Raw genomic sequence first — 16,588 nt, forward strand, 5'->3', positions numbered from 1 at the left:
GGGCGCCCGGGCCCGGTGAGGGGGCCGGGCGCTCCGGCGGAGGGTCCGCGCTTCCCCGTCACGTCCGGCGCAGGAGCCACACCAGGTACGGTGCCCCCAGCAGGGCCGTGACGATGCCCACCGGGATCTCCGTGGGGGCCAGCAGCCAGCGTCCGAGGGCGTCGGCCGAGACGACCAGGACGGCGCCGAGGACCGCGGCCATCGGGATCACGCGGGCGGTGCTGTTGCCGACCACCCGGCGCGCCAGGTGGGGGGCGACCAGCCCCACGAAGCCGACCGCGCCGACGGCCGCCGCCGTGCCGGCCGCGAGCACCGCGCCCGCGCCGAGGACCAGGAGCCGGGCGCGGCCGAGGTCGAGGCCGAGGGCGCGGGGCAGTTCCTCGCCGAGCGACAGGAGGTTCACCGGGCGGGCGGCGACGACCAGCAGGACCGCGACGAGCGCCGGGAGGGCGAGCCAGCCCAGAGCGGTGTAGTCCCGCCCGTACGTGCTGCCGGCGAGCCAGCCGAGCGCGGACGCGAGGTTCATCTGCGCGCCGACGACCAGGATGTTGACCAGCGCCATGGAGGTGGCGGCGGCGCCGATGCCGACGAGGACGACCCGGGTCGGGTCGATGCCGCCGCGTCCGCCGCTCCGGGTGCCCCGCGCGACGAGGACGACGAGGACCAGCATCAGCACACCGCCCACGGCCGCCGCCGCGGGCAGGGCGGCGAGCGGCGCGGAGGGGACGGCCAGGATGACGGTGATCGCACCGAGGGAGGCCCCGCCGGTGACGCCGACGAGTCCCGGTTCGGCGAGCGGATTGCGGACGACGGCCTGGACGGCGGTGCCCGCGACGGCGAGGCACGCCCCGGCGAGGGCGGCCACGAGGACGCGCGGCAGCCGGAAGGAGATCACCGCTTCGGTGATCTGCTCGGCGGAGCCGGTGACGGCCGCGCCGAGCTGGCCCCAGCTGACCGGCACGTCCCCGACCCGCAGGGACAGGGCCATGGCGGCGGCGAGGGCGAGGATTCCCGCGCCGAGCGCGACGGTGTAGCCGGGCGCGCGGCGCCGGTCGGAGACGACGACGGCCGCGCCGGTGTCGGCGTCGCCGGTGCTCACGCGCCGCGCCAGCGCCATGAAGACGGGTCCGCCGATGAGCGCGGTGACGACGCCGACGGGGATCTCCGCGGGCTGCGTGGCGGACGGCGTGACGACCAGCTGGGCGGCCGCGTCCGCGCCGAGGACGAGGGTGGCCGCCAGCAGGGCCGCCATGGGCAGCAGCGCGGCGTGCTTGCGCAGGCCGAGCTGTCGCACGATGACCGGGCCGATCAGGCCGACGAAGCCGATGGGTCCCGCGAGGGAGACGGCGGCGGCGGACAGCAGCACGGCGAGGAGGAAGGCGGCGGGGCGGATGCGTTCGACCCGTACGCCCATGGCCTGCGCGGTCTCGTCGCCGAGGGCGAGGAGGTCCAGCGGGCGGGCCAGGAACGGGGCGGCGACCGCGCCGGCGAGGACGACCGCGCCGAGGGTGAGCGGCCGTTCCAGGTCCGACTGGAGCAGGGTGCCGTTGCCCCAGAAGAAGAGGCCGCGGGTGGCCTGCACGTCGAGCATCTGGAGGAACTCGGCAGCCGAGGTGGCGGCGAGGGCGACGGTCGCTCCGGCGAGCAGGACCCGGCCCGGTGTGAGGACACCGCCGCCGGTGAGCAGGTAGACCAGTCCGACGGCGAGGAGTCCGCCGAGGAAGGCGGCCCCTCCGGCGGGGATCGGTCCGAGGCTCACACCGGTGAACGCGACGAACACCACGGCGAAGTAGGCACCGGCGTTCACGCCGAGCGTGTCGGGGGCGGCGAGCGGGTTGCGGGTCGCACCCTGGACGAGGGCCCCGGAGACGCCGAGCGCGACGCCGACGACGAGGCCGGTGAGGGTGCGCGGCAGCCGGCTGCCGAGGAGGACGTCCCGGGTGCGGGCGTCGCCGCGGCCGAGGAGCAGGTCCCAGATGTCGCCGATGCCCACGCCGGAGACGCCGAGGCCGAGGTGGACGACCGCGACCGCGACCAGGGCGAGGGACAGGGCGCCGCCCACGAGCAGGGCTCGTGGGCGGCGGCCGAGCGGACCGGCCGCGGTGGCCGTGAGTCCTTCCGCGGCCATCAGACCTTCAGGGCCTTGCCGGTCTCGTCCAGGACGTGCATCGCGGACAGCGGTCCGCCGAACAGCCAGGTGCCCGGGTCGAGTGCCAGTGCCTTGTCGCTCTTGACGAAGCCGAGGCCCTTCCAGACGGCGTTGCCCGCGAGGGCGCCGGTGAACGGGTTGTCGTTGTCGGCGGCGACGTACAGGAAGGTGGCGTCCTTCTCGACCTGCGTGAGCCCCTCGACGCCGACGGTGGTCATGCCCCAGGCGTCGGCCTGGCCCTTCCAGCCGTTCTTGAGGCCGGCCAGGTTGAGCACCTGCGGGGCGATGGCGTCGTCGGTGAGCATGCGGATGGAGGCGGCGCCGTTGGCGGTGAAGCCCTGCGCGAGCGCGTACTTCAGGCCGCTCTTGCCGGCCTTGTCCAGGCGGCCCTTGAGGTCGGCGGCCTTGGCGTCGATCCGCGCGTTGACCTCCGCGGCCTTCCCGGCCTTGCCGACGGCCTTCGCCAGCTCGGTGAAGTTCTTCTTCATCGTGGCCAGTTGGGGCTTGGTGGTGTACGTGAAGGAGAGGACCGGCGCGATGGCCTGGAGCTGCTTGAGGTTGGCCTTGGAGCGCTCGTTGTCGATGACGATGAGGTCGGGCTGGAGCGCCTTGATCTTCTCCAGGCTGGGCTCGTTGCGGTTGCCGACGTCGGTGACCTGGGCGGGCAGGGCCGCGCCCTCGGCGGTGATCCAGGTGCCGTAGCCCTTGTTGTCGGCGTTGCCGGCGGGGGTGACGCCGAGGGCGACGAGTTCCTCCGCGTAGGTCCACTCCAGGGTGACGACCTTGGTGGCGGGCTTGTCGAGGCTGACCTTGCCCAGCGCGGTCTCGACGGTGATGCCGCCCTTCGCGGAGGCGTCCCCGCCCGGCTTGGTGTCCGCGGTGTCGCCGACCGTGCCGGAGCCGCAGCCGGCGGCGGCCAGCACGACGGCCAGGACGGTGCCGCCCGTGGCGAGGGCGCGCAGCATTCTCTGCATGGTGGGTCTCTCCTTGTGTACGTACGGCCGTGCGGGGACGGGGCGTTCGGCTACGGATCGGGGGGCGGGGCCGGCGGTGTGCGGGCGGACCGGGGCACGCCCGTGCGCGCCTCGGGGCGGGGTGTACGGGTGCGCGGCGGCTCCGGGGACCGGCGCGGCGGTCCGGGGGGCCGGGTCAGGGGGAGGCGGCGGAGGCTCCGGCGCGCTGCGGGAAGCAGGCGAGGTAGCCGGTCGACGGGTCGCGGACCACGGTGACCCGCAGCCCGAAGGCGCGCTCGATGACGTCGGAGGTGAGGACGGCCTCCGGGGCGCCGGTGGCGGCGACCCCGCCGTCGGCGACCACGACGACCTCGTCGGCGTAGGCGGCGGCCTGGGTCAGGTCGTGGAGGACGACTCCGCACGCGATGCCGTGTTCGCGGGCGAGGCGCCGGACGACGTCGAGCACGTCGAACTGGTGCCGCATGTCGAGATAGGTGGTGGGCTCGTCGAGCAGGAGGACGCCGGCCCGCTGGGCCAGGACCATGGCGAGCCAGGCGCGTTGGCGTTCGCCGCCGGAGAGTTCGTCAAGTCGCCGGTCGACCAGGGGGGCGGCGTCGGTGACCCGCAGGGCCCAGTCGATGGCCTCGGTGTCCTCGGCGGTGTGCCGGGCGAGGGCACCGCGGTGGGCGTACCGGCCGTGCCGGACGAGTTCGCGGACGGTGACTCCGGCGGGCGCCTGGGAGGTCTGGGGGAGGAACGCGAGGCGCTGGGAGAGTTCCCGGCGCGCGAGGGAGCGGAGGGGCTCGCCGTCGATGCGGGTGTCACCGGCGAGGGGCGGCAGGAGGCCGGCCACGGTCCGCAGGAGGGTCGACTTGCCGCAGCCGTTGGGGCCGACGAGGACGGTGATCTCACCGGCGCGTAACGCGAGGTCCACCTGCCGGAGCACCGGGCGTCCGCCGTGCCCGACGTCGAGGCCGTTCGCCACCAGGCGGACGTCGCCCATGGACATCACGCTCCTTCCCCTTGGGCCGAACTGACCGCGCCACCATACAACTTAGGTAAGGCAGACCTTAGGGCTGGTTCCGTGTTCGTCCCGGCTTGTGACCATGTCGAGATCTCCCGCGCGACCGCGCGCCCCGCACGCGTCCGCGCGACCCCTTGCCCCCGGCGCGACGGAAGGGGTAGGGGGGAGCGGAGCGTACGGGGCGGGCGTACGGATGGTTCGCGGCGCGGAGCTACGAGCGGCGCGCGGTGCTCAACTGCGCCGGGCGGCACCGGAGATGAGCTCTCCGCCCGGCGCGTGGGCGGGCGCTGCCGCGCGGACGGCCTCCGGTACGGGCGCCGTGCCGTCCCCGGCGACCGGCAGCCGGTAGAGCGCGAAGGCGCGGCCGATCACCGGCTGGGCGACGTTGCGGACCCGTACACCGCCCGCCGTCATGCCGTGTTCGGTGCCGAGGTGGGCGTGGCCGTGAACGGCGAGGTCGGCGCCCGCCCCGTCGATCGCCTCGGCGAGGAGGTAACTGCCGAGGAAGGGATGGATCTCCAGGGGTTCACCGGCCAGCGTGTCGGGCACGGGCGCGAAGTGCGTGAGGGCGATGCGGACGGCGCAGCCCGCCGCGGAGAGGTCGCCGAGCGCGAGCGCGAGCCGTTCCGCGCTCAGCCGGGTGGTCCGGACGAAGGCCTTCATCTCCGGCTCGCCGAACTCGCCCGCGCTGCGGCCCACGAAGCCGCCGCAGAATCCCTTGACCCCCGCCACACCGACCTTGTGCCCGGCGACGGGCAGCACGACGGCGTCCCCCTCCAGGACCGTGATGCCGGCGTCGGTGAGGACCTGGGTGACGGCGGCCTCCTCACCGGAGTGGTAGTCGTGGTTGCCGAGGACGGCGACCACGGGCACGCCCGCGTCCGCGACCTCCTCGGCGACCACCCGGGCCTCCTCCACCGTGCCGTGCCGGGTCAGGTCACCGGCGAGCAGGAGCAGGTCGGCGCGGTCGGGCAGCCCGGCGAAGGCGGGCCGGAGCACACCGGCGCAGTCGGGCCCGAGATGGATGTCGCCGACCGCCGCCACCCGGACGACGGTCCCGTGCCCGTCGGACCGGGCGGTCTCGGACGTCGGGTCGGGGCCGGGAGCGGCGTCGTGCGCGGGCCCGGCCCCGTCCGGCGTCGTGGTGAGCGGACGGCCCGGCGTGTGCGGGGTCGTCGGCGGCCTCGTCACGGCAGTTCCTCCCAGCGGTCGGGTGCGTCGGCGCAGGCCACGACGAGATCGGCGCGGACCGTGAGGCCCGCGAGCTCCTCGCGGGCCAGCCGCAGGATCTCGTCGCGCCGGGACGCGGTCGGTACGGTTCCGGTCAACAGCACCGAGGTTCCGCGCTGTTCGACCTGGACGCCCAGCTCGGCCACGTCGTCACCGGCGAGCCGTTCCCGCAGCCGCGCGATGCGGTATTCGTCCTCGTGGGGCGCGGCGAACTCGATCATCGTTCCGGCCCTCCTCCTCCGGCCGGGCGGGCCTGTCCGGTGGCCGCGCCCGGTTCTCCCTGCGCCGTGCCGGCTCCCGCCACGCCCGGCGCCGCTCCCGTTCCGGCGCCGCCGGCGGGCGGGATGACGTCGAGCAGTTCGAGCAGATAGAGGAAGGCGACGGCCATCGGACGGTCCGCCGTCTCCTCGCGCACCCGCTCCCAGGTGACCCGCTCGCGCAGACCGCGGGCGACGGGCAGCAAGGGGCCGAAGTCGCAATGGTGCTCGGAGAGGGCCGTCAGCCGGCTGATCATGAGGTCGGTCGGGTCGATCACCGGCATGTGCACCGAGTCGACGGGCAGCGTCCAGGCGCGTTCGAGCAGTTCCGTGGTGACGGGCCGCCCGGCGAGGGAGAAGATCAGATCGATCTCCTCGCCGCCGCTGCGCGCCTTCACCAGCCAGTCCTCGGGCGGGTCGACGACCAGGACGCCGTTCTCCCGGAGGAGTTCGGTGACCGTGTCGGCGTCCTCGCGGCGCAGCGCGAAGTCGGTGTCGTGCTGGAGGCGTACCGGGATGCCGTACGCGTACGCGGCCACGCTGCCGACCAGGGCGAAGGGACAGCCGGAGTTCTTCAGGAGGGCCGCGATCTCCTTGGTCGTCTCCAGGATCGCCTGGGTGTGGTCGGGCGGCAGCACCGGCATGCGGGCACCCGGCTCCACCACCGCTCCGGCACCGCCGCCGGCGTCGGCGCCGTCCCGGCCGTCGGCGCGTGCCGCGCGGGCGCCGCGACGCCCTGCCGTGAGGTTCATGAGGCCCTCCTCTCGTACCCGGTCACCGCCTGTCGAGGGGGCCGGAGCCCTGCCTGTACCCCGTTCCTCCGGAAGCATCCCCGCGCTCACGCGTCCTCCCCCTGTCCTGCCTCGTCCCGGCCCGCGCCGGGAAGGTCGTCGATCGGCACCCGCAGGGCGCTCCGGCCCGCCTCCCAGGCGCCGGTGATGTGCGCGGCCAGATCGTCCTCCAGGAGACCGGTCGCCTCCACGCCGAAGACGACGTCGCCGGCGAGTTCCGGTTCGTCCGCCAGCAGCCCGCCGACGACCTCCCGCCGTACCAGCTGCTCGTGGACGGCGTCCGCCTCGACGTGCTCGTCGTAGAAGTGCACCGCCGCCTCGCCCGCGCCGATCCGGCGCATCGCGGCGGAGATCCGGGCCGCGGCGGGTGAGGAGGTGATCTCCAGGGCCGCGAAGTGGCCGACGAGGGCGCCACGGCGGGCCCGGTGGAGCCCGAGGAGGGACATCAGGTTGACCGTGGCCAGCGTCTGGGCGCCCGCCGCCTCCAGGTACCGCCCGTAGGAGGGGTCGAGCCCCAGGTCGCTCATCAGGTCGGCGAAGAGACGGGCGTGCATGGCCTCGGCCCGGCCGCAGCCGAACTCGTCGTACTCGATCGCCACCATGGCCGCCTTGGCCCGGCCGCGCAGCCGGGGCACGACCCACAGGTGAGGGTCGGCCTCCCGGAGCTGGTACACGGAGCGCAGGGCGGCGTACTCGCGCAGCTGCTCCCTCGTGCCGTCGCGCACGAGGTGGTCGGAGACGCCGTGTCCCTCGGCCGGTTCGGTCAGGAGCGCCGCGAAGGCCTCGTCGACATCGGTGAACCGGCCGCAGCGGTCGCGCAGCGCGTCCTCGAAACGCTCCTCCATGAAGGAGCGCAGCCGCAGCAGGTCCGGGTCCCACTCGACGGCGTCCGGCACCTGGTCGAAGCCCCGGTAGTGCAGTTCGTAGGCGAGGTGCAGCGCCAGCTGCAGGTCCTCCCCGTACGGGTCGGCGCCGGCCGTCGACCGGCGGTCCGGCAGGCTCCGGCCGACGCCTCGCAGATAGGCGTGGACGGCCTCGGACAGCTCGCCACGGGGTGGCGGCAGCTGGGGGCGTCCGGTGTCGGCTCGTACTTCCGTCCCTTGTGGGACTGTGATCGTCATGGCAGGCCTCCTCGCCAGGGTGAGGGCGGGTGCCAGGCGGATGCCCCGTTCCCGGCGGCCTATGCCTGGCCGGCGCGGACGGACCTGGGCGGACGCCCGGAACGCGGCCTTCCGGGGGACCGCCGGCACGGGCGGATCCGGCCACGGGCGCGGTCCGGGTCCTGGCGACCGTGCGCCCCTCGGCGGTGCCCTCGCGCCCGCGTCCGCGAGGGGAGGTACGCGGGGTTGGTCGCCGACGCTCGTACGGCGGCGGACGCGCTCTGAACCGGCGGGGGCGCATGCTCCCACGCCGCCCGGGCGGGCGACACACCGCGTCCGTTCGGCCGGGGGTCCGCCCCCGGGGCCGCGCGGCCGTGCATGGTGGGGGCGTGGCGACGATCAGGAGTACGGCCCCGGCGGCCCGGGCCGACCGGCGAGTCACGCGCCGTCGAAGGGCGCTGACGCGCGCGTCCCTCGCCGCCCTGCTCACCGCGGCCGTGCTGACCGGCTGCGGGGCCACGGCCCCGCGCGAGGACGGCGCCCGCCGCGCGGCCGGGCGCTTCACGGCCGCGCTGGCCGCCCGCGACTTCGGCGCCGCCTGCGGTCTGCTGGCCCCGGAGAGCCGGGAGCAGCTGACCGAGGACGGGAAGGCGCCGTGCGACCGGGCGCTGCGCTCCCTGGAGCTGCCGAGCGCCGGCGGGGCCCGGGCGGTGGAGGTCCACGGCCGCCAGGCCCTGCTCCGTACCGACGACGACACGGTGTTCCTGTCCCAGTTCGACGGGGGCTGGCGGGTCACGGCCGCCGGATGCGTACCGCAGTCCGACGACCTGCCGTACCGCTGCTCGCTGAAGGGAGCCTGAGCGTGAAGGCCGTGTTCTTCGGCTGTCTGGTGGTCGTCCTCGGAGGCCTCGCCTACTTCACCGCGATCGGGGCGATGCAGCGGTGACGCCGGGCGGCACGCACCGCACCGGCCACCGCGGTGGTTTCTGGCGGTCGAACAGCCTCACGCTCACCTTCGGCGGCGCCTTCCTGGTGGTCCTCGCCGCGCAGGCCGTCGCCGGGCACGCCGAGTTCAACGAGCAGCTCGCCGTCGAGGGGCTCCAGCGGATCGGCCTCGGCCCGTACCTCATGTCCTCGGACTTCGCCGTCGACGTCACCGAGAACTGGCAGTCGGAGTTCCTGCAGTTCTTCCTCTACGTGTACGGGACGGTCTATCTGCTCCAGCGCGGGTCGCCGGAGTCCAAGCCGCTGGACCGGGTGGGCATCGAGAGCGACCGCGACCAGCGCGTCGGCGAGCACGCGACGCCCGAGTCACCGCGCTGGGCGGCCGACCGGGGCTGGCGCCAGGCCGTGTACGCGCACTCGCTCGGCCTGGTCATGGCCGGTCTGTTCCTGCTGTCGTGGCTGGCCCAGTCCGTCTCCGGGGCCGCCGCGCACAACGAGCTGCGGCTGCGGCAGCTCCAAGACCCGGTGGGCTGGGTCTCCTACCTGGGCTCCGCGGACTTCTGGAGCCGGTCCCTGCAGAACTGGCAGTCCGAGCTCCTGGCCGTCGCGTCGATGGCCGTGCTCTCCGTGTACCTGCGCCAGCGCGGGTCCCCGGAGTCCAAGCCGGTCGGGTCCCCGCACCACGCCACCGGCGTCGAGGGCTGACGTCCCCGGCCGGACGGCCGGGGGCGGGGCGGCGCGGAGGACGCCCCGCCCCGCCTCAGGCCTCCGCGTCGGTGCGGCTCGCGTCGTTCGTGTCGTGCGCGTCGTTCGGTTCGCTCGCGTCGTGCGCGTCGTTCTCGTCCTTCCCGGCCGCGTGCCGCTTGCCGCGCACCGCGCGCTCCCGGGGGCGGTGGCTCGTGTCGCAGAAGGGGGCCCGGAGGCTGCGACGGCAGGTGCAGAGGGCGATCACCGGACGCTCGCACAGGCGCGTCTCGCCGTCGGGGAGCACGATCTCCAGCGGCCCCTCGATGAGGAGCGGCCCTTCGCGCAGGGGGACGGCGCGCGGGACCCCCGGGCGGGACCGAGGGCCGCCGCCGAGGCCCTCGCCGGGCACGGGGCCGGGCGCCGGGGTGCGGGCCCCGTTCACGGCCGTCGGCTCGTCGTTCACCGCCGTGGGCGCGTCGTGCGCCGGCGCGGGCTTTTCGGATGTGCTCATGCCGCCTCCTCGGTCTCCGCCGCGGTGTCCGCCCCCGGGGCCGGGCCGTCCACGCGCATTGCCCGCTCCGCGGGCTCCCCGCCCCGGGTCGCCTCCCCGAAGCGCTCCGCACTCATCTCGCGGACGGCTCGGATGACCACCAGCTCCTCGTGGCGCACCCCCGGCGGAACCAGGCCGCGCGCCTCGAACCAGCCCGCGCGGGACGCCATCACGGGCCCGAACGGCTGATCGCTCCTGGCCGCCACGCGGGCCCTCAGTCCGGACCTCCGCAGGGCCTCGATGCTGGCGTCCACCCCGGAGAGGGAGGACTGCACGAGCAGGAGGACGCCGTCGGGGGCGAGGACGGAGGGTGCGGCGCGGCAGATGCGGTCGAGCAGGAGCCGCCCGTCGCGTCCCGCGTCCCAGGCCCGTTCCGGGCCCCGGGCGGGGACGTCCGGCGCGTCGGCGGGGACGTACGGCGGATTGACGGTCACCAGGTCGAACCGCTCCCCCGCCACGGGCCGGGTGAGGTCACCGCGTACGACGCGGACGCGGCACCCGTGGACCCGGGCGTTCAGGCGGGCGGTGGTCACGGCGGCGCCGGAGATGTCGACGGCCGTCGTCTCGGCGCCCCTGCGGGCCGCCGCGATGGCGAGGACGCCGGTGCCGGTGCACATGTCGAGCACCTTGTCGCCGGGTCCCACGTCCTCGCGGGCGAGGGTGTCGAGGAGGAGCTCGGTGTCCCCCTGGGGGGCGTACACGCCGGGCGGAGTGATCAGTCGCATCGGGCTCATTCCGCGCGATTACCCGGCGCTGATCGGGACATGCGTGGAGCGACGGGACATGCGTGGTTACGCCGGAAAGGCCCGGGTAACAGAGCACCTGTCCCGTTACGCCACCGAACGAGGAGATGAGCACTATGGTGCACGACACGATCCAGGTGGACGCGCCGCTGCGTGAGGTGTACGACCAGTGGACCCAGTTCGAGGAGTTCCCCCGGTTCATGGACGGCGTGGAGTCGGTCCAGCAGATCGACGACCGGCACCTGCACTGGCGGACCAAGATCGCCGGGGTCACCCGTGAGTTCGACGCGGAGATCGTCGACCAGCTTCCGGACGAGCGGATCTCCTGGCGCACCGTCGGCGGTGACGTCAAGCAGAAGGGCGTCGTCACCTTCGAGCCGGTCGACGACACGCACACCCGCGTGACGCTCGCCCTGGACGTGGAGCCCGAGGGCTTCGTGGAGAAGGCGGGCACGGCGCTCGGCGTGGTCGACAGCCGCGTGGAGGGCGACCTCAAGCGGTTCAAGAGCTTCATCGAGGACCGCGACCGCGCGACCGGCGCCTGGCGCGGCCGGCTGAGCCCGGGCGACGCGGGCGGCGGCCCGGCCGGTGGCCGTGCGGAAGGTGCCCCCGGCACCCCGCCGCCGGGTCAGGGCAACCCGCCCGGCTCCTGGCCGGCGTCCTGACGCACGGCCGGGCGCGGCGCCGGACGCCCGCCCGCCCGAGCCGGCCCGGACAGGGACCGGCCCCGGGGCCCGGGAGGACCACCGCTCCTCCCGGGCCCCGGGCGTGTCCGGGACCCGGACGCCGCCCCGGCCCTCGGGGCGAAGCGTTCGCCCGTCGCGTGCGTGTTCCCGTGCCGCCTGGGCAGACGCCGGGCTGAGCCGAGGAGCGTCGCCATGATCGGGTTGTCCGGGGTCTTCTCCTTCCCGCAAGGGTTCCCGCCGTACGCGTCCGCCGGGCGCGGCCGCGTGGTGGCCGCCGCGCGCCGGGACGCCCCGGCGGCCGGGCGGAAGGCGGTGAGTTCCCCGTGAAGGACTTCGAGCTGCTGGAGATCCGCCTGCACACGGAGGAGCGGGGCCGGGTCGACGTCCCGTTCGCACAGAGCGGGCCCGCGCCGGCCATCGAGCTGCCGGAGGGCGCGGTGGTGGGGGTGGGCCTCGTCTTCCGGCTCGGCCGGGACATCGACGGCCTGGCCTTCGAGGACACCCGCGTCCGGGAGGGCAGCGTCCTGGCCCGCACCCACACCGCCCTCGGCGGGTTCCGCACGGGCGGCCCGTACGAGATCAGGCTCTCGGCCGAACGGCTCCCCGTGGGACGGGCCCACTGCGGCACGTACGAGGTGACGGGCCGCTTCGTGGACGGCGACGGACAGGAACTCGCGGCCGGGACGTACCGCGTCCGCCTCACCCACGAGCCGGCGGCCTCGGGCGGCGGGCACCCGCCCGAGGGGCCGGTCACGGCGGCCCCGCCCGCCTGACCGACCCCTTCGCACGAGCCGATATACGGGACATATGCATACGGTCGGGGCATCGGGGGCACGCGCCTTCATGAGGCGCCAGGGGCGGCGGCCGGATCCGCGGGTGCCACCCCCACGGCCTCGGAAAGGGAGAAAGACATCGTGACGCTCGACGGAAAGAACGTCCTGATCCTCACCACCAACTACGGCACGGAACAGGACGAGCTGACGAAGCCGGCGGCCGTGCTCCGTGAGGCGGGTGCCCGGGTGACCGTGGCGGCGCAGAAGGACGAACCGGTGCGGACGCTGGTCTCCGACCGCGACCCCGGTGAGACCGTCCGGCCGGACACGACCCTGGAGAAGGTCTCGGCGGACGACTTCGACGCGGTGGTGGTGCCGGGCGGCACGCTCAACGCCGACACGCTGCGCACGGACGAGGACGCGCGCCGCATCGTCTCGGCGGTGGCCGGGGCGGGCAAGCCGGTGGCGGCCGTCTGCCACGGACCCTGGCTGCTCGTGGACAGCGGCCTCGCGCGCGACCGCGACCTCACCTCGTATCCCTCGCTCCGGCCGGACCTGGAGAACGCGGGCGCCCGCTGGACGGACCGCGAGGTCGTCGTCGACACCTCCGGCGCCCATCCCCTGATCACCTCCCGCAAGCCGGACGACCTGGACGCGTTCTCGGCGGCGATCGTCGAGGCGCTGGAGAACGCCGGGCACTGAGGCGCCCGGGGCACCGGGAGCACGACACCCGCACGACACAGCCACCGCAGGCCACGACAGAGGACACGGACAGGAGACCGCCATGGGCAAGGGCGCGATGGACAAGGGCAAGGGCAAGATCAAGGAGACCGTCGGCAAGGCCACCGGCAACGAGAAGATGCAGGCCGAGGGCAAGACCGACCAGATGAAGGGCAAGGCCCGCGAGGCGATCGAGAAGGTGCACCGGGGCGGGATGAAGGCCCGTGACGAGATGAAGCGCCGCAGCACGAGCTGACCTTCTCCGCTCGCGCGAGGACGCCCGGCCGGACCCCTCCCGGCCGGGCGTCCCGTGTGCGCGGGGTCAGCCGGCGCCGGGGACGGTAGCCGGGTTCGGTGCGGGCCTGGGTGTCGTCCAGGCAGTAGCGCAGGCCGTGGCCCTTGCGGTCGGCGACCCGGCGGATCCGGCTCCGGTCGGCGCCGCACAGGTCCAGGAGCGGCCCGGTCGGCTCCCGGTCGGTCGGCTCCGTCCCTCCCCGAAGCTGACCCCCGGGTTCGTCACCCGTCTGCTCGACGGCGCGGACGTGCCCCTCTACGACTCCGGGCTCCACGTCCGCGAGGGGCTGCACGTGGGGGGCCACCGCGCCGGCGTCGACCTCGTCCGTCCCCGGGGCCGCGCGGGTGAGGTGTACCACCTCGGGCGTGGACGAAGGTGACGACGCCCTCCACGACGGCGCCGGCCCGGCGGTTCGCCCGCCGGGCCGGCGTCCCGTTCGTGCCGCGTGCCGTCAGGCCGCCTCGTACAGATGCGCCCGGCCGCCGCGCCACTCCACCCAGGCGGGGTCGTCGAGCAGTTCCCCGGCGTCCGGGATCCCGGCGCGGCGCAGGAACTCGATCACATCGGCGTCGCGGTGCGCGAGGCCCGCGATCTCGCCGCGCACGGTGACGCGCCGCCCGCCCGTGGCGCTCGGGCGGTGGACGACGACGGGGGCGGTGCTCACGTCTCCAGCGTGCGCCCCGCGCGGACTCGGGGCACCTCGGGGGTCAGGACCGTGGTTCACGTGCCACCACCCGGAACGTCTTCAGGGACGGGTCGGCCGCGTCCGGGACGAGCATGCCCTGGTCCACGCCGCTGCGGAGGTAGTCGACCACCTCGGCGGTGATGACCTCGCCGGGGGTGACCACCGGCACGCCGGGCGGGTAGGGGCTGATGGTCTCGGCCGCGATGCGGCCGACCGCGTCCTCGGCCGCCACGTGGTCGGCCTCGCCGAAGAACGCGTCGCGCGGGAGGCGGGCCTGCTCCAGTTCGAGCGCCGGGGGTTCGGGAAGCCGTACGGCGGCCGGGGACCGGCCGTCGATCGAGTCGGCCCGGTCGACCAGGGCGCGCAGGGCGTCCACCAGGACCTGTTCGGTCTCGTCGTCGTCCGAGTGGGTGATCGAGATGCTGATGCGGCAGGTGTCGGAACCGCCCACGTCGACGTGGCGTTCGGCGCGCAGCCACTCGGCCGCCCGCATCCCCGTGGTGCCGAGACCCCGCACGTCGATCACGATCTTGAGCGGGTCCAGGTCGGCGGCGAACCCGGCGCCGACCACTTCGCGGCCCATCACGGACAGGCCCGGCAGGGAGTCCGCGGTCCCGCGGATCCGCTGCGCCCGGCGCAGGGCGTCGTCGAGGAGGTCGTGCCCGTGCTGGACCATCTGGCGCCGCCAGCCGTCGAGCGTGGCGTACACCAGGGAGGAGGAGCTGGTCGTCCCCAGCAGGTCCTCGCGCTGCTTGAGCACCTCGGGCGACACCCGGTCGTGCTGGAGGTGGAAGACCGAACTCTGCTCGACCGCCCCGCCCATCTTGTGGACGCTGGTGACGACGAGGTCGGCGTCGGCGTCGATGCCCCAGGCGGGCAGCTCGGGATGGAACGGCAGGTGCGCGCCCCACGCCTCGTCCACGATGAGCGGCACGTCGAAGGAGTGGCAGGCGTCGGCCACGCCCTTCACGTCCGCGCAGCTGCCCCAGTCGGTGGGGGTGATCAGGAGCATGCCCTTGGCGTCGGGGTGCTCCTTGAGGCGGCGGCGTACGTCGTCGGGCTCCGGCGGATGGGCGAGGTGCCGTTCGCCGTCGAACTTCGGGTGCACCCAGATGGGTTCCACACCGTTCACCACCACGGCCGCGATCACGGACTTGTGCGCGTTGCGCGACAGGAGCAGCTTCTCGCCGGGGCCTGCGACGGCGAGCATGGCGGTCTTCACCGACAGCGAGCTCCCGCAGGTCGAGAAGAACGCCTGCTCGGCGCCGACGGCGTCGGCCATCAGCTCCTGCGCCTGGCTCAGCACGCCCTGGGACTCGCGCCGGTCGTCGAGCCCGTTCAACATGAGGACGTCGGCACGGAAGAGGTCGAGACCGAGGATCTCCGCGACCCTCGGGTCCACCCCCCGGCCCTGCTTGTGTCCGGGAGGGCCGAACACGACGTCCCCCCGGCGCCGGAACTCCTGGAGCGCCTCGAGTACCGGCGCGCGCGAGTGGTCCATGGTGGTTTCCTCCATTCGACGGGTGTACGGGTCGGTGGACGAGGCCCGGGTCCGGTTCCGGGGCCGGGTCCGCGCCTGCGGCCGGCGGTTCAGCCGAGGCGCTCCAGGAGCGCGGCGCAGGCGTCCGCGCAGGAACGGCAGGCCTCGGCGCAGATGCGGCAGTGCGCGTGGGTGGCCGCGTGGCGCTCGCACGCGTCGGCGCAGGCCCGGCAGGCGGCCAGGCAGGCGGTCAGGACCGCGCGGGTGACCTGGGCGTCGTAGCCGGTGTGCCGCGACAGGACGGACGCCGTCGTCGTACAGATGTCGGCGCAGTCCAGGTCGGCGCGGATGCACTTCGCGAGGTCGGCGACCATGCCCTCGGCCAGACAGGCGTCCGCGCAGGCCGTGCACGCCTGGGCGCAGGCGACGCACTCCTCGATGCAGCGGGCCATGGCGTCCGTGTCGACACCGCCGAGACCGGCCGGGTAGGAGTTGAGCATTCCGCGTACCGCTGTCTCCATGAGATGCCTCCGGAGGGTCGTACGTCGGCGGGCGCCGGCCGCCCGCCACGGCGCGCCTACCCCGAACGCGCGTGTTCAGCCGGACAGCCTGTCCGATGTGTCCGGTTCGTGTAGGCGTCGGGGGGCCGGGTAGCCGCCCGCCATGAACGCAACGAACCCCCTGGCCGTCGTCACCGGCGCCTCCAGCGGCATCGGCCTCGCACTCGCCCGGCAGTTCGCGCGGCACGGGTACGACCTGGTGCTCGCCGCCGAGGACGTGGCACCGGCGTCCGCCGCGGAACTGGGTGAGCGCGGTACGGAGGTGACCGCCGTCCGGACGGACCTCGCCACCGCCGACGGTGTGGCGACGCTGCACCGGCGCGTCGTGGAGACGCGGCGCCCGGTCGCCGCGCTCGCCCTGAACGCGGGCGTGGGCCGGGGCGGTGCCTTTCTCGGGACGGACCTCGCGGACCAGCAGCGCGTCATCGACCTCAACATCTCCTCGACCGTCCGCCTGGCCCGCCTGCTGGTGCCCCCGATGGTCGCGGACGGTCAGGGGAGGGTGCTGGTCACCTCGTCCGTGGCGGCGACGACACCGGGGCCGTACCAGGCGGTCTACAACGCCTCGAAGGCCTTCCTGCTGTCCTTCGCCCAGGCCCTGGCCCACGAGGTGCGGGACACCGGGGTCACCGTGACGACCCTGCTGCCGGGGCCGACGGACACGGCGTTCTTCGCCCGCGCGGACATGCTGGACACGGCGATCGGCAGGGGGCCGAAGGACGATCCCGCCGAGGTCGCCGCGCAGGCCTTCGAGGCCCTCATGGCGGGCCGGGACAAGGTGGTCGCCGGGTCGGTGAGATCCCGTCTCCAGGGACTCGCCGGCCGGGTGCTCCCGGACGGGCTCACGGCGGAGGCCCACCGGCGCGTGGCCGAGCCCGGCTCCGGCGACCAGGGCTCCTGAACCGCCGCCGCCCCGCGTCCTCGGCGAGGGGGCTCTCCGCGTCGTTCGTGCGTCGTGAG

The 16,588-nt window shown here is 74.8% G+C and carries 20 protein-coding genes and 1 pseudogene; 9 read left to right on the plus strand and 12 right to left on the minus strand.

Annotated features, from left to right (window positions below; genetic code table 11):
• Window positions 1-58: 58 nt before the first annotated feature.
• The 7 genes and pseudogenes from ABTY40_RS24305 to ABTY40_RS24335 form a co-directional block, all read right to left on the minus strand.
• The gene (locus ABTY40_RS24305; protein WP_352061462.1) at window positions 59-2,128 is read right to left on the minus strand and encodes an iron ABC transporter permease; all 2,070 of its coding nucleotides are present in this window, start codon (window positions 2,126-2,128) and stop codon (window positions 59-61) included.
• Window positions 2,128-3,123, minus strand: coding sequence for an ABC transporter substrate-binding protein (locus tag ABTY40_RS24310; RefSeq protein ID WP_345279142.1), 996 nt, complete (start codon window positions 3,121-3,123; stop codon window positions 2,128-2,130). Before ABTY40_RS24310 ends, ABTY40_RS24305 begins: the two co-directional genes overlap by 1 nt.
• 457 nt (window positions 3,124-3,580) lie before the next feature.
• Window positions 3,581-4,111: pseudogene (locus ABTY40_RS24315) on the minus strand (ABC transporter ATP-binding protein); the annotation flags it as partial.
• A 246-nt stretch (window positions 4,112-4,357) separates the two neighbouring features.
• On the minus strand, window positions 4,358-5,170 hold the full coding sequence (locus ABTY40_RS24320) for a metallophosphoesterase family protein (RefSeq protein WP_352061492.1): 813 nt from the start codon (window positions 5,168-5,170) through the stop codon (window positions 4,358-4,360).
• A gap of 143 nt (window positions 5,171-5,313) precedes the next feature.
• A complete protein-coding gene (locus ABTY40_RS24325) occupies window positions 5,314-5,577 on the minus strand; it encodes a BON domain-containing protein (RefSeq protein ID WP_352061464.1) in 264 nt (87 codons plus the stop codon).
• The gene (locus ABTY40_RS24330) at window positions 5,574-6,365 is read right to left on the minus strand and encodes a nucleotidyltransferase family protein (RefSeq protein ID WP_352061465.1); all 792 of its coding nucleotides are present in this window, start codon (window positions 6,363-6,365) and stop codon (window positions 5,574-5,576) included. The genes ABTY40_RS24325 and ABTY40_RS24330 overlap by 4 nt, the downstream gene beginning before the upstream one ends.
• A gap of 86 nt (window positions 6,366-6,451) precedes the next feature.
• Complete coding sequence (locus tag ABTY40_RS24335) at window positions 6,452-7,525, minus strand: iron-containing redox enzyme family protein (RefSeq protein ID WP_352061466.1); 1,074 nt, start codon at window positions 7,523-7,525, stop codon at window positions 6,452-6,454.
• A gap of 368 nt (window positions 7,526-7,893) precedes the next feature.
• On the opposite strand from ABTY40_RS24335, the gene ABTY40_RS24340 reads away from it, so the two are divergent.
• Both ABTY40_RS24340 and ABTY40_RS24345 read left to right on the plus strand, forming a co-directional pair.
• Complete coding sequence (locus tag ABTY40_RS24340; RefSeq protein WP_352061467.1) at window positions 7,894-8,364, plus strand: hypothetical protein; 471 nt, start codon at window positions 7,894-7,896, stop codon at window positions 8,362-8,364.
• An 82-nt stretch (window positions 8,365-8,446) separates the two neighbouring features.
• Window positions 8,447-9,154 carry a DUF6766 family protein gene (locus tag ABTY40_RS24345; protein WP_352061468.1) on the plus strand — a complete coding sequence of 236 codons (708 nt, stop codon included), beginning with the start codon at window positions 8,447-8,449 and terminating at the stop codon, window positions 9,152-9,154.
• A 55-nt stretch (window positions 9,155-9,209) separates the two neighbouring features.
• On the opposite strand, the gene ABTY40_RS24350 is transcribed toward ABTY40_RS24345, so the two are convergent.
• A complete protein-coding gene (locus ABTY40_RS24350) occupies window positions 9,210-9,647 on the minus strand; it encodes a CDGSH iron-sulfur domain-containing protein (protein WP_352061469.1) in 438 nt (145 codons plus the stop codon).
• Entirely contained in the window at window positions 9,644-10,411 is a 768-nt protein-coding gene (locus ABTY40_RS24355) for a HemK2/MTQ2 family protein methyltransferase (RefSeq protein ID WP_352061470.1), read from the minus strand. Before ABTY40_RS24355 ends, ABTY40_RS24350 begins: the two co-directional genes overlap by 4 nt.
• A gap of 134 nt (window positions 10,412-10,545) precedes the next feature.
• Here ABTY40_RS24355 and ABTY40_RS24360 point away from each other — a divergent pair, with 134 nt between their 5' ends.
• From ABTY40_RS24360 to ABTY40_RS30925, 6 genes are all read left to right on the plus strand, one after another.
• Window positions 10,546-11,094, plus strand: a complete 549-nt coding sequence (locus tag ABTY40_RS24360; protein ID WP_352061471.1) for an SRPBCC family protein — start codon at window positions 10,546-10,548, stop codon at window positions 11,092-11,094.
• A 213-nt stretch (window positions 11,095-11,307) separates the two neighbouring features.
• The gene (locus ABTY40_RS24365; protein WP_352061472.1) at window positions 11,308-11,442 is read left to right on the plus strand and encodes a hypothetical protein; all 135 of its coding nucleotides are present in this window, start codon (window positions 11,308-11,310) and stop codon (window positions 11,440-11,442) included.
• Entirely contained in the window at window positions 11,439-11,888 is a 450-nt protein-coding gene (locus tag ABTY40_RS24370; protein WP_352061473.1) for a hypothetical protein, read from the plus strand. The genes ABTY40_RS24365 and ABTY40_RS24370 overlap by 4 nt, the downstream gene beginning before the upstream one ends.
• Window positions 11,889-12,029: 141 nt before the next feature.
• Window positions 12,030-12,590 (plus strand): type 1 glutamine amidotransferase domain-containing protein, encoded by a 561-nt coding sequence (locus ABTY40_RS24375; RefSeq protein WP_345279119.1) that lies wholly within the window; start codon window positions 12,030-12,032, stop codon window positions 12,588-12,590.
• Between the two features lie 82 nt (window positions 12,591-12,672).
• Complete coding sequence (locus ABTY40_RS24380; protein WP_352061474.1) at window positions 12,673-12,864, plus strand: CsbD family protein; 192 nt, start codon at window positions 12,673-12,675, stop codon at window positions 12,862-12,864.
• Between the two features lie 136 nt (window positions 12,865-13,000).
• Complete coding sequence (locus ABTY40_RS30925; RefSeq protein ID WP_502990660.1) at window positions 13,001-13,282, plus strand: hypothetical protein; 282 nt, start codon at window positions 13,001-13,003, stop codon at window positions 13,280-13,282.
• Window positions 13,283-13,354: 72 nt separating this feature from the next.
• On the opposite strand, the gene ABTY40_RS24390 is transcribed toward ABTY40_RS30925, so the two are convergent.
• The 3 genes from ABTY40_RS24390 to ABTY40_RS24400 form a co-directional block, all read right to left on the minus strand.
• The gene (locus ABTY40_RS24390) at window positions 13,355-13,567 is read right to left on the minus strand and encodes a hypothetical protein (RefSeq protein ID WP_352061475.1); all 213 of its coding nucleotides are present in this window, start codon (window positions 13,565-13,567) and stop codon (window positions 13,355-13,357) included.
• 43 nt (window positions 13,568-13,610) lie between these two features.
• Window positions 13,611-15,089 carry an aminotransferase class I/II-fold pyridoxal phosphate-dependent enzyme gene (locus ABTY40_RS24395; protein ID WP_352061476.1) on the minus strand — a complete coding sequence of 493 codons (1,479 nt, stop codon included), beginning with the start codon at window positions 15,087-15,089 and terminating at the stop codon, window positions 13,611-13,613.
• An 89-nt stretch (window positions 15,090-15,178) separates the two neighbouring features.
• A complete protein-coding gene (locus tag ABTY40_RS24400; RefSeq protein ID WP_352061477.1) occupies window positions 15,179-15,589 on the minus strand; it encodes a four-helix bundle copper-binding protein in 411 nt (136 codons plus the stop codon).
• 142 nt (window positions 15,590-15,731) lie between these two features.
• Between ABTY40_RS24400 and ABTY40_RS24405 the strand changes: the two genes are divergently transcribed.
• Window positions 15,732-16,529, plus strand: a complete 798-nt coding sequence (locus ABTY40_RS24405; protein WP_352061478.1) for an SDR family NAD(P)-dependent oxidoreductase — start codon at window positions 15,732-15,734, stop codon at window positions 16,527-16,529.
• The last annotated feature ends 59 nt before the right edge of the window (window positions 16,530-16,588 follow it).

Source organism: Streptomyces sp. NPDC126503 (assembly GCF_040302405.1).
GTDB lineage: Bacteria > Actinomycetota > Actinomycetes > Streptomycetales > Streptomycetaceae > Streptomyces > Streptomyces gulbargensis.

Excerpts from the sequence above, each read along its gene's own strand:
- ABTY40_RS24350 (WP_352061469.1), bottom strand. The coding sequence starts at position 9,647 with ATGAGCACATCCGAAAAGCCCGCGCCGGCGCACGACGCGCCCACGGCG.
- ABTY40_RS24355 (WP_352061470.1), bottom strand. The coding sequence starts at position 10,411 with ATGCGACTGATCACTCCGCCCGGCGTGTACGCCCCCCAGGGGGACACC.
- ABTY40_RS24395 (WP_352061476.1), bottom strand. The coding sequence starts at position 15,089 with ATGGACCACTCGCGCGCGCCGGTACTCGAGGCGCTCCAGGAGTTCCGG.
- ABTY40_RS24380 (WP_352061474.1), top strand. The coding sequence starts at position 12,673 with ATGGGCAAGGGCGCGATGGACAAGGGCAAGGGCAAGATCAAGGAGACC.
- ABTY40_RS24360 (WP_352061471.1), top strand. The coding sequence starts at position 10,546 with ATGGTGCACGACACGATCCAGGTGGACGCGCCGCTGCGTGAGGTGTAC.
- ABTY40_RS24400 (WP_352061477.1), bottom strand. The coding sequence starts at position 15,589 with ATGGAGACAGCGGTACGCGGAATGCTCAACTCCTACCCGGCCGGTCTC.
- ABTY40_RS24310 (WP_345279142.1), bottom strand. The coding sequence starts at position 3,123 with ATGCAGAGAATGCTGCGCGCCCTCGCCACGGGCGGCACCGTCCTGGCC.
- ABTY40_RS24325 (WP_352061464.1), bottom strand. The coding sequence starts at position 5,577 with ATGATCGAGTTCGCCGCGCCCCACGAGGACGAATACCGCATCGCGCGG.
- ABTY40_RS24365 (WP_352061472.1), top strand. The coding sequence starts at position 11,308 with ATGATCGGGTTGTCCGGGGTCTTCTCCTTCCCGCAAGGGTTCCCGCCG.
- ABTY40_RS24330 (WP_352061465.1), bottom strand. The coding sequence starts at position 6,365 with ATGAACCTCACGGCAGGGCGTCGCGGCGCCCGCGCGGCACGCGCCGAC.
- ABTY40_RS24305 (WP_352061462.1), bottom strand. The coding sequence starts at position 2,128 with ATGGCCGCGGAAGGACTCACGGCCACCGCGGCCGGTCCGCTCGGCCGC.
- ABTY40_RS24335 (WP_352061466.1), bottom strand. The coding sequence starts at position 7,525 with ATGACGATCACAGTCCCACAAGGGACGGAAGTACGAGCCGACACCGGA.
- ABTY40_RS24405 (WP_352061478.1), top strand. The coding sequence starts at position 15,732 with ATGAACGCAACGAACCCCCTGGCCGTCGTCACCGGCGCCTCCAGCGGC.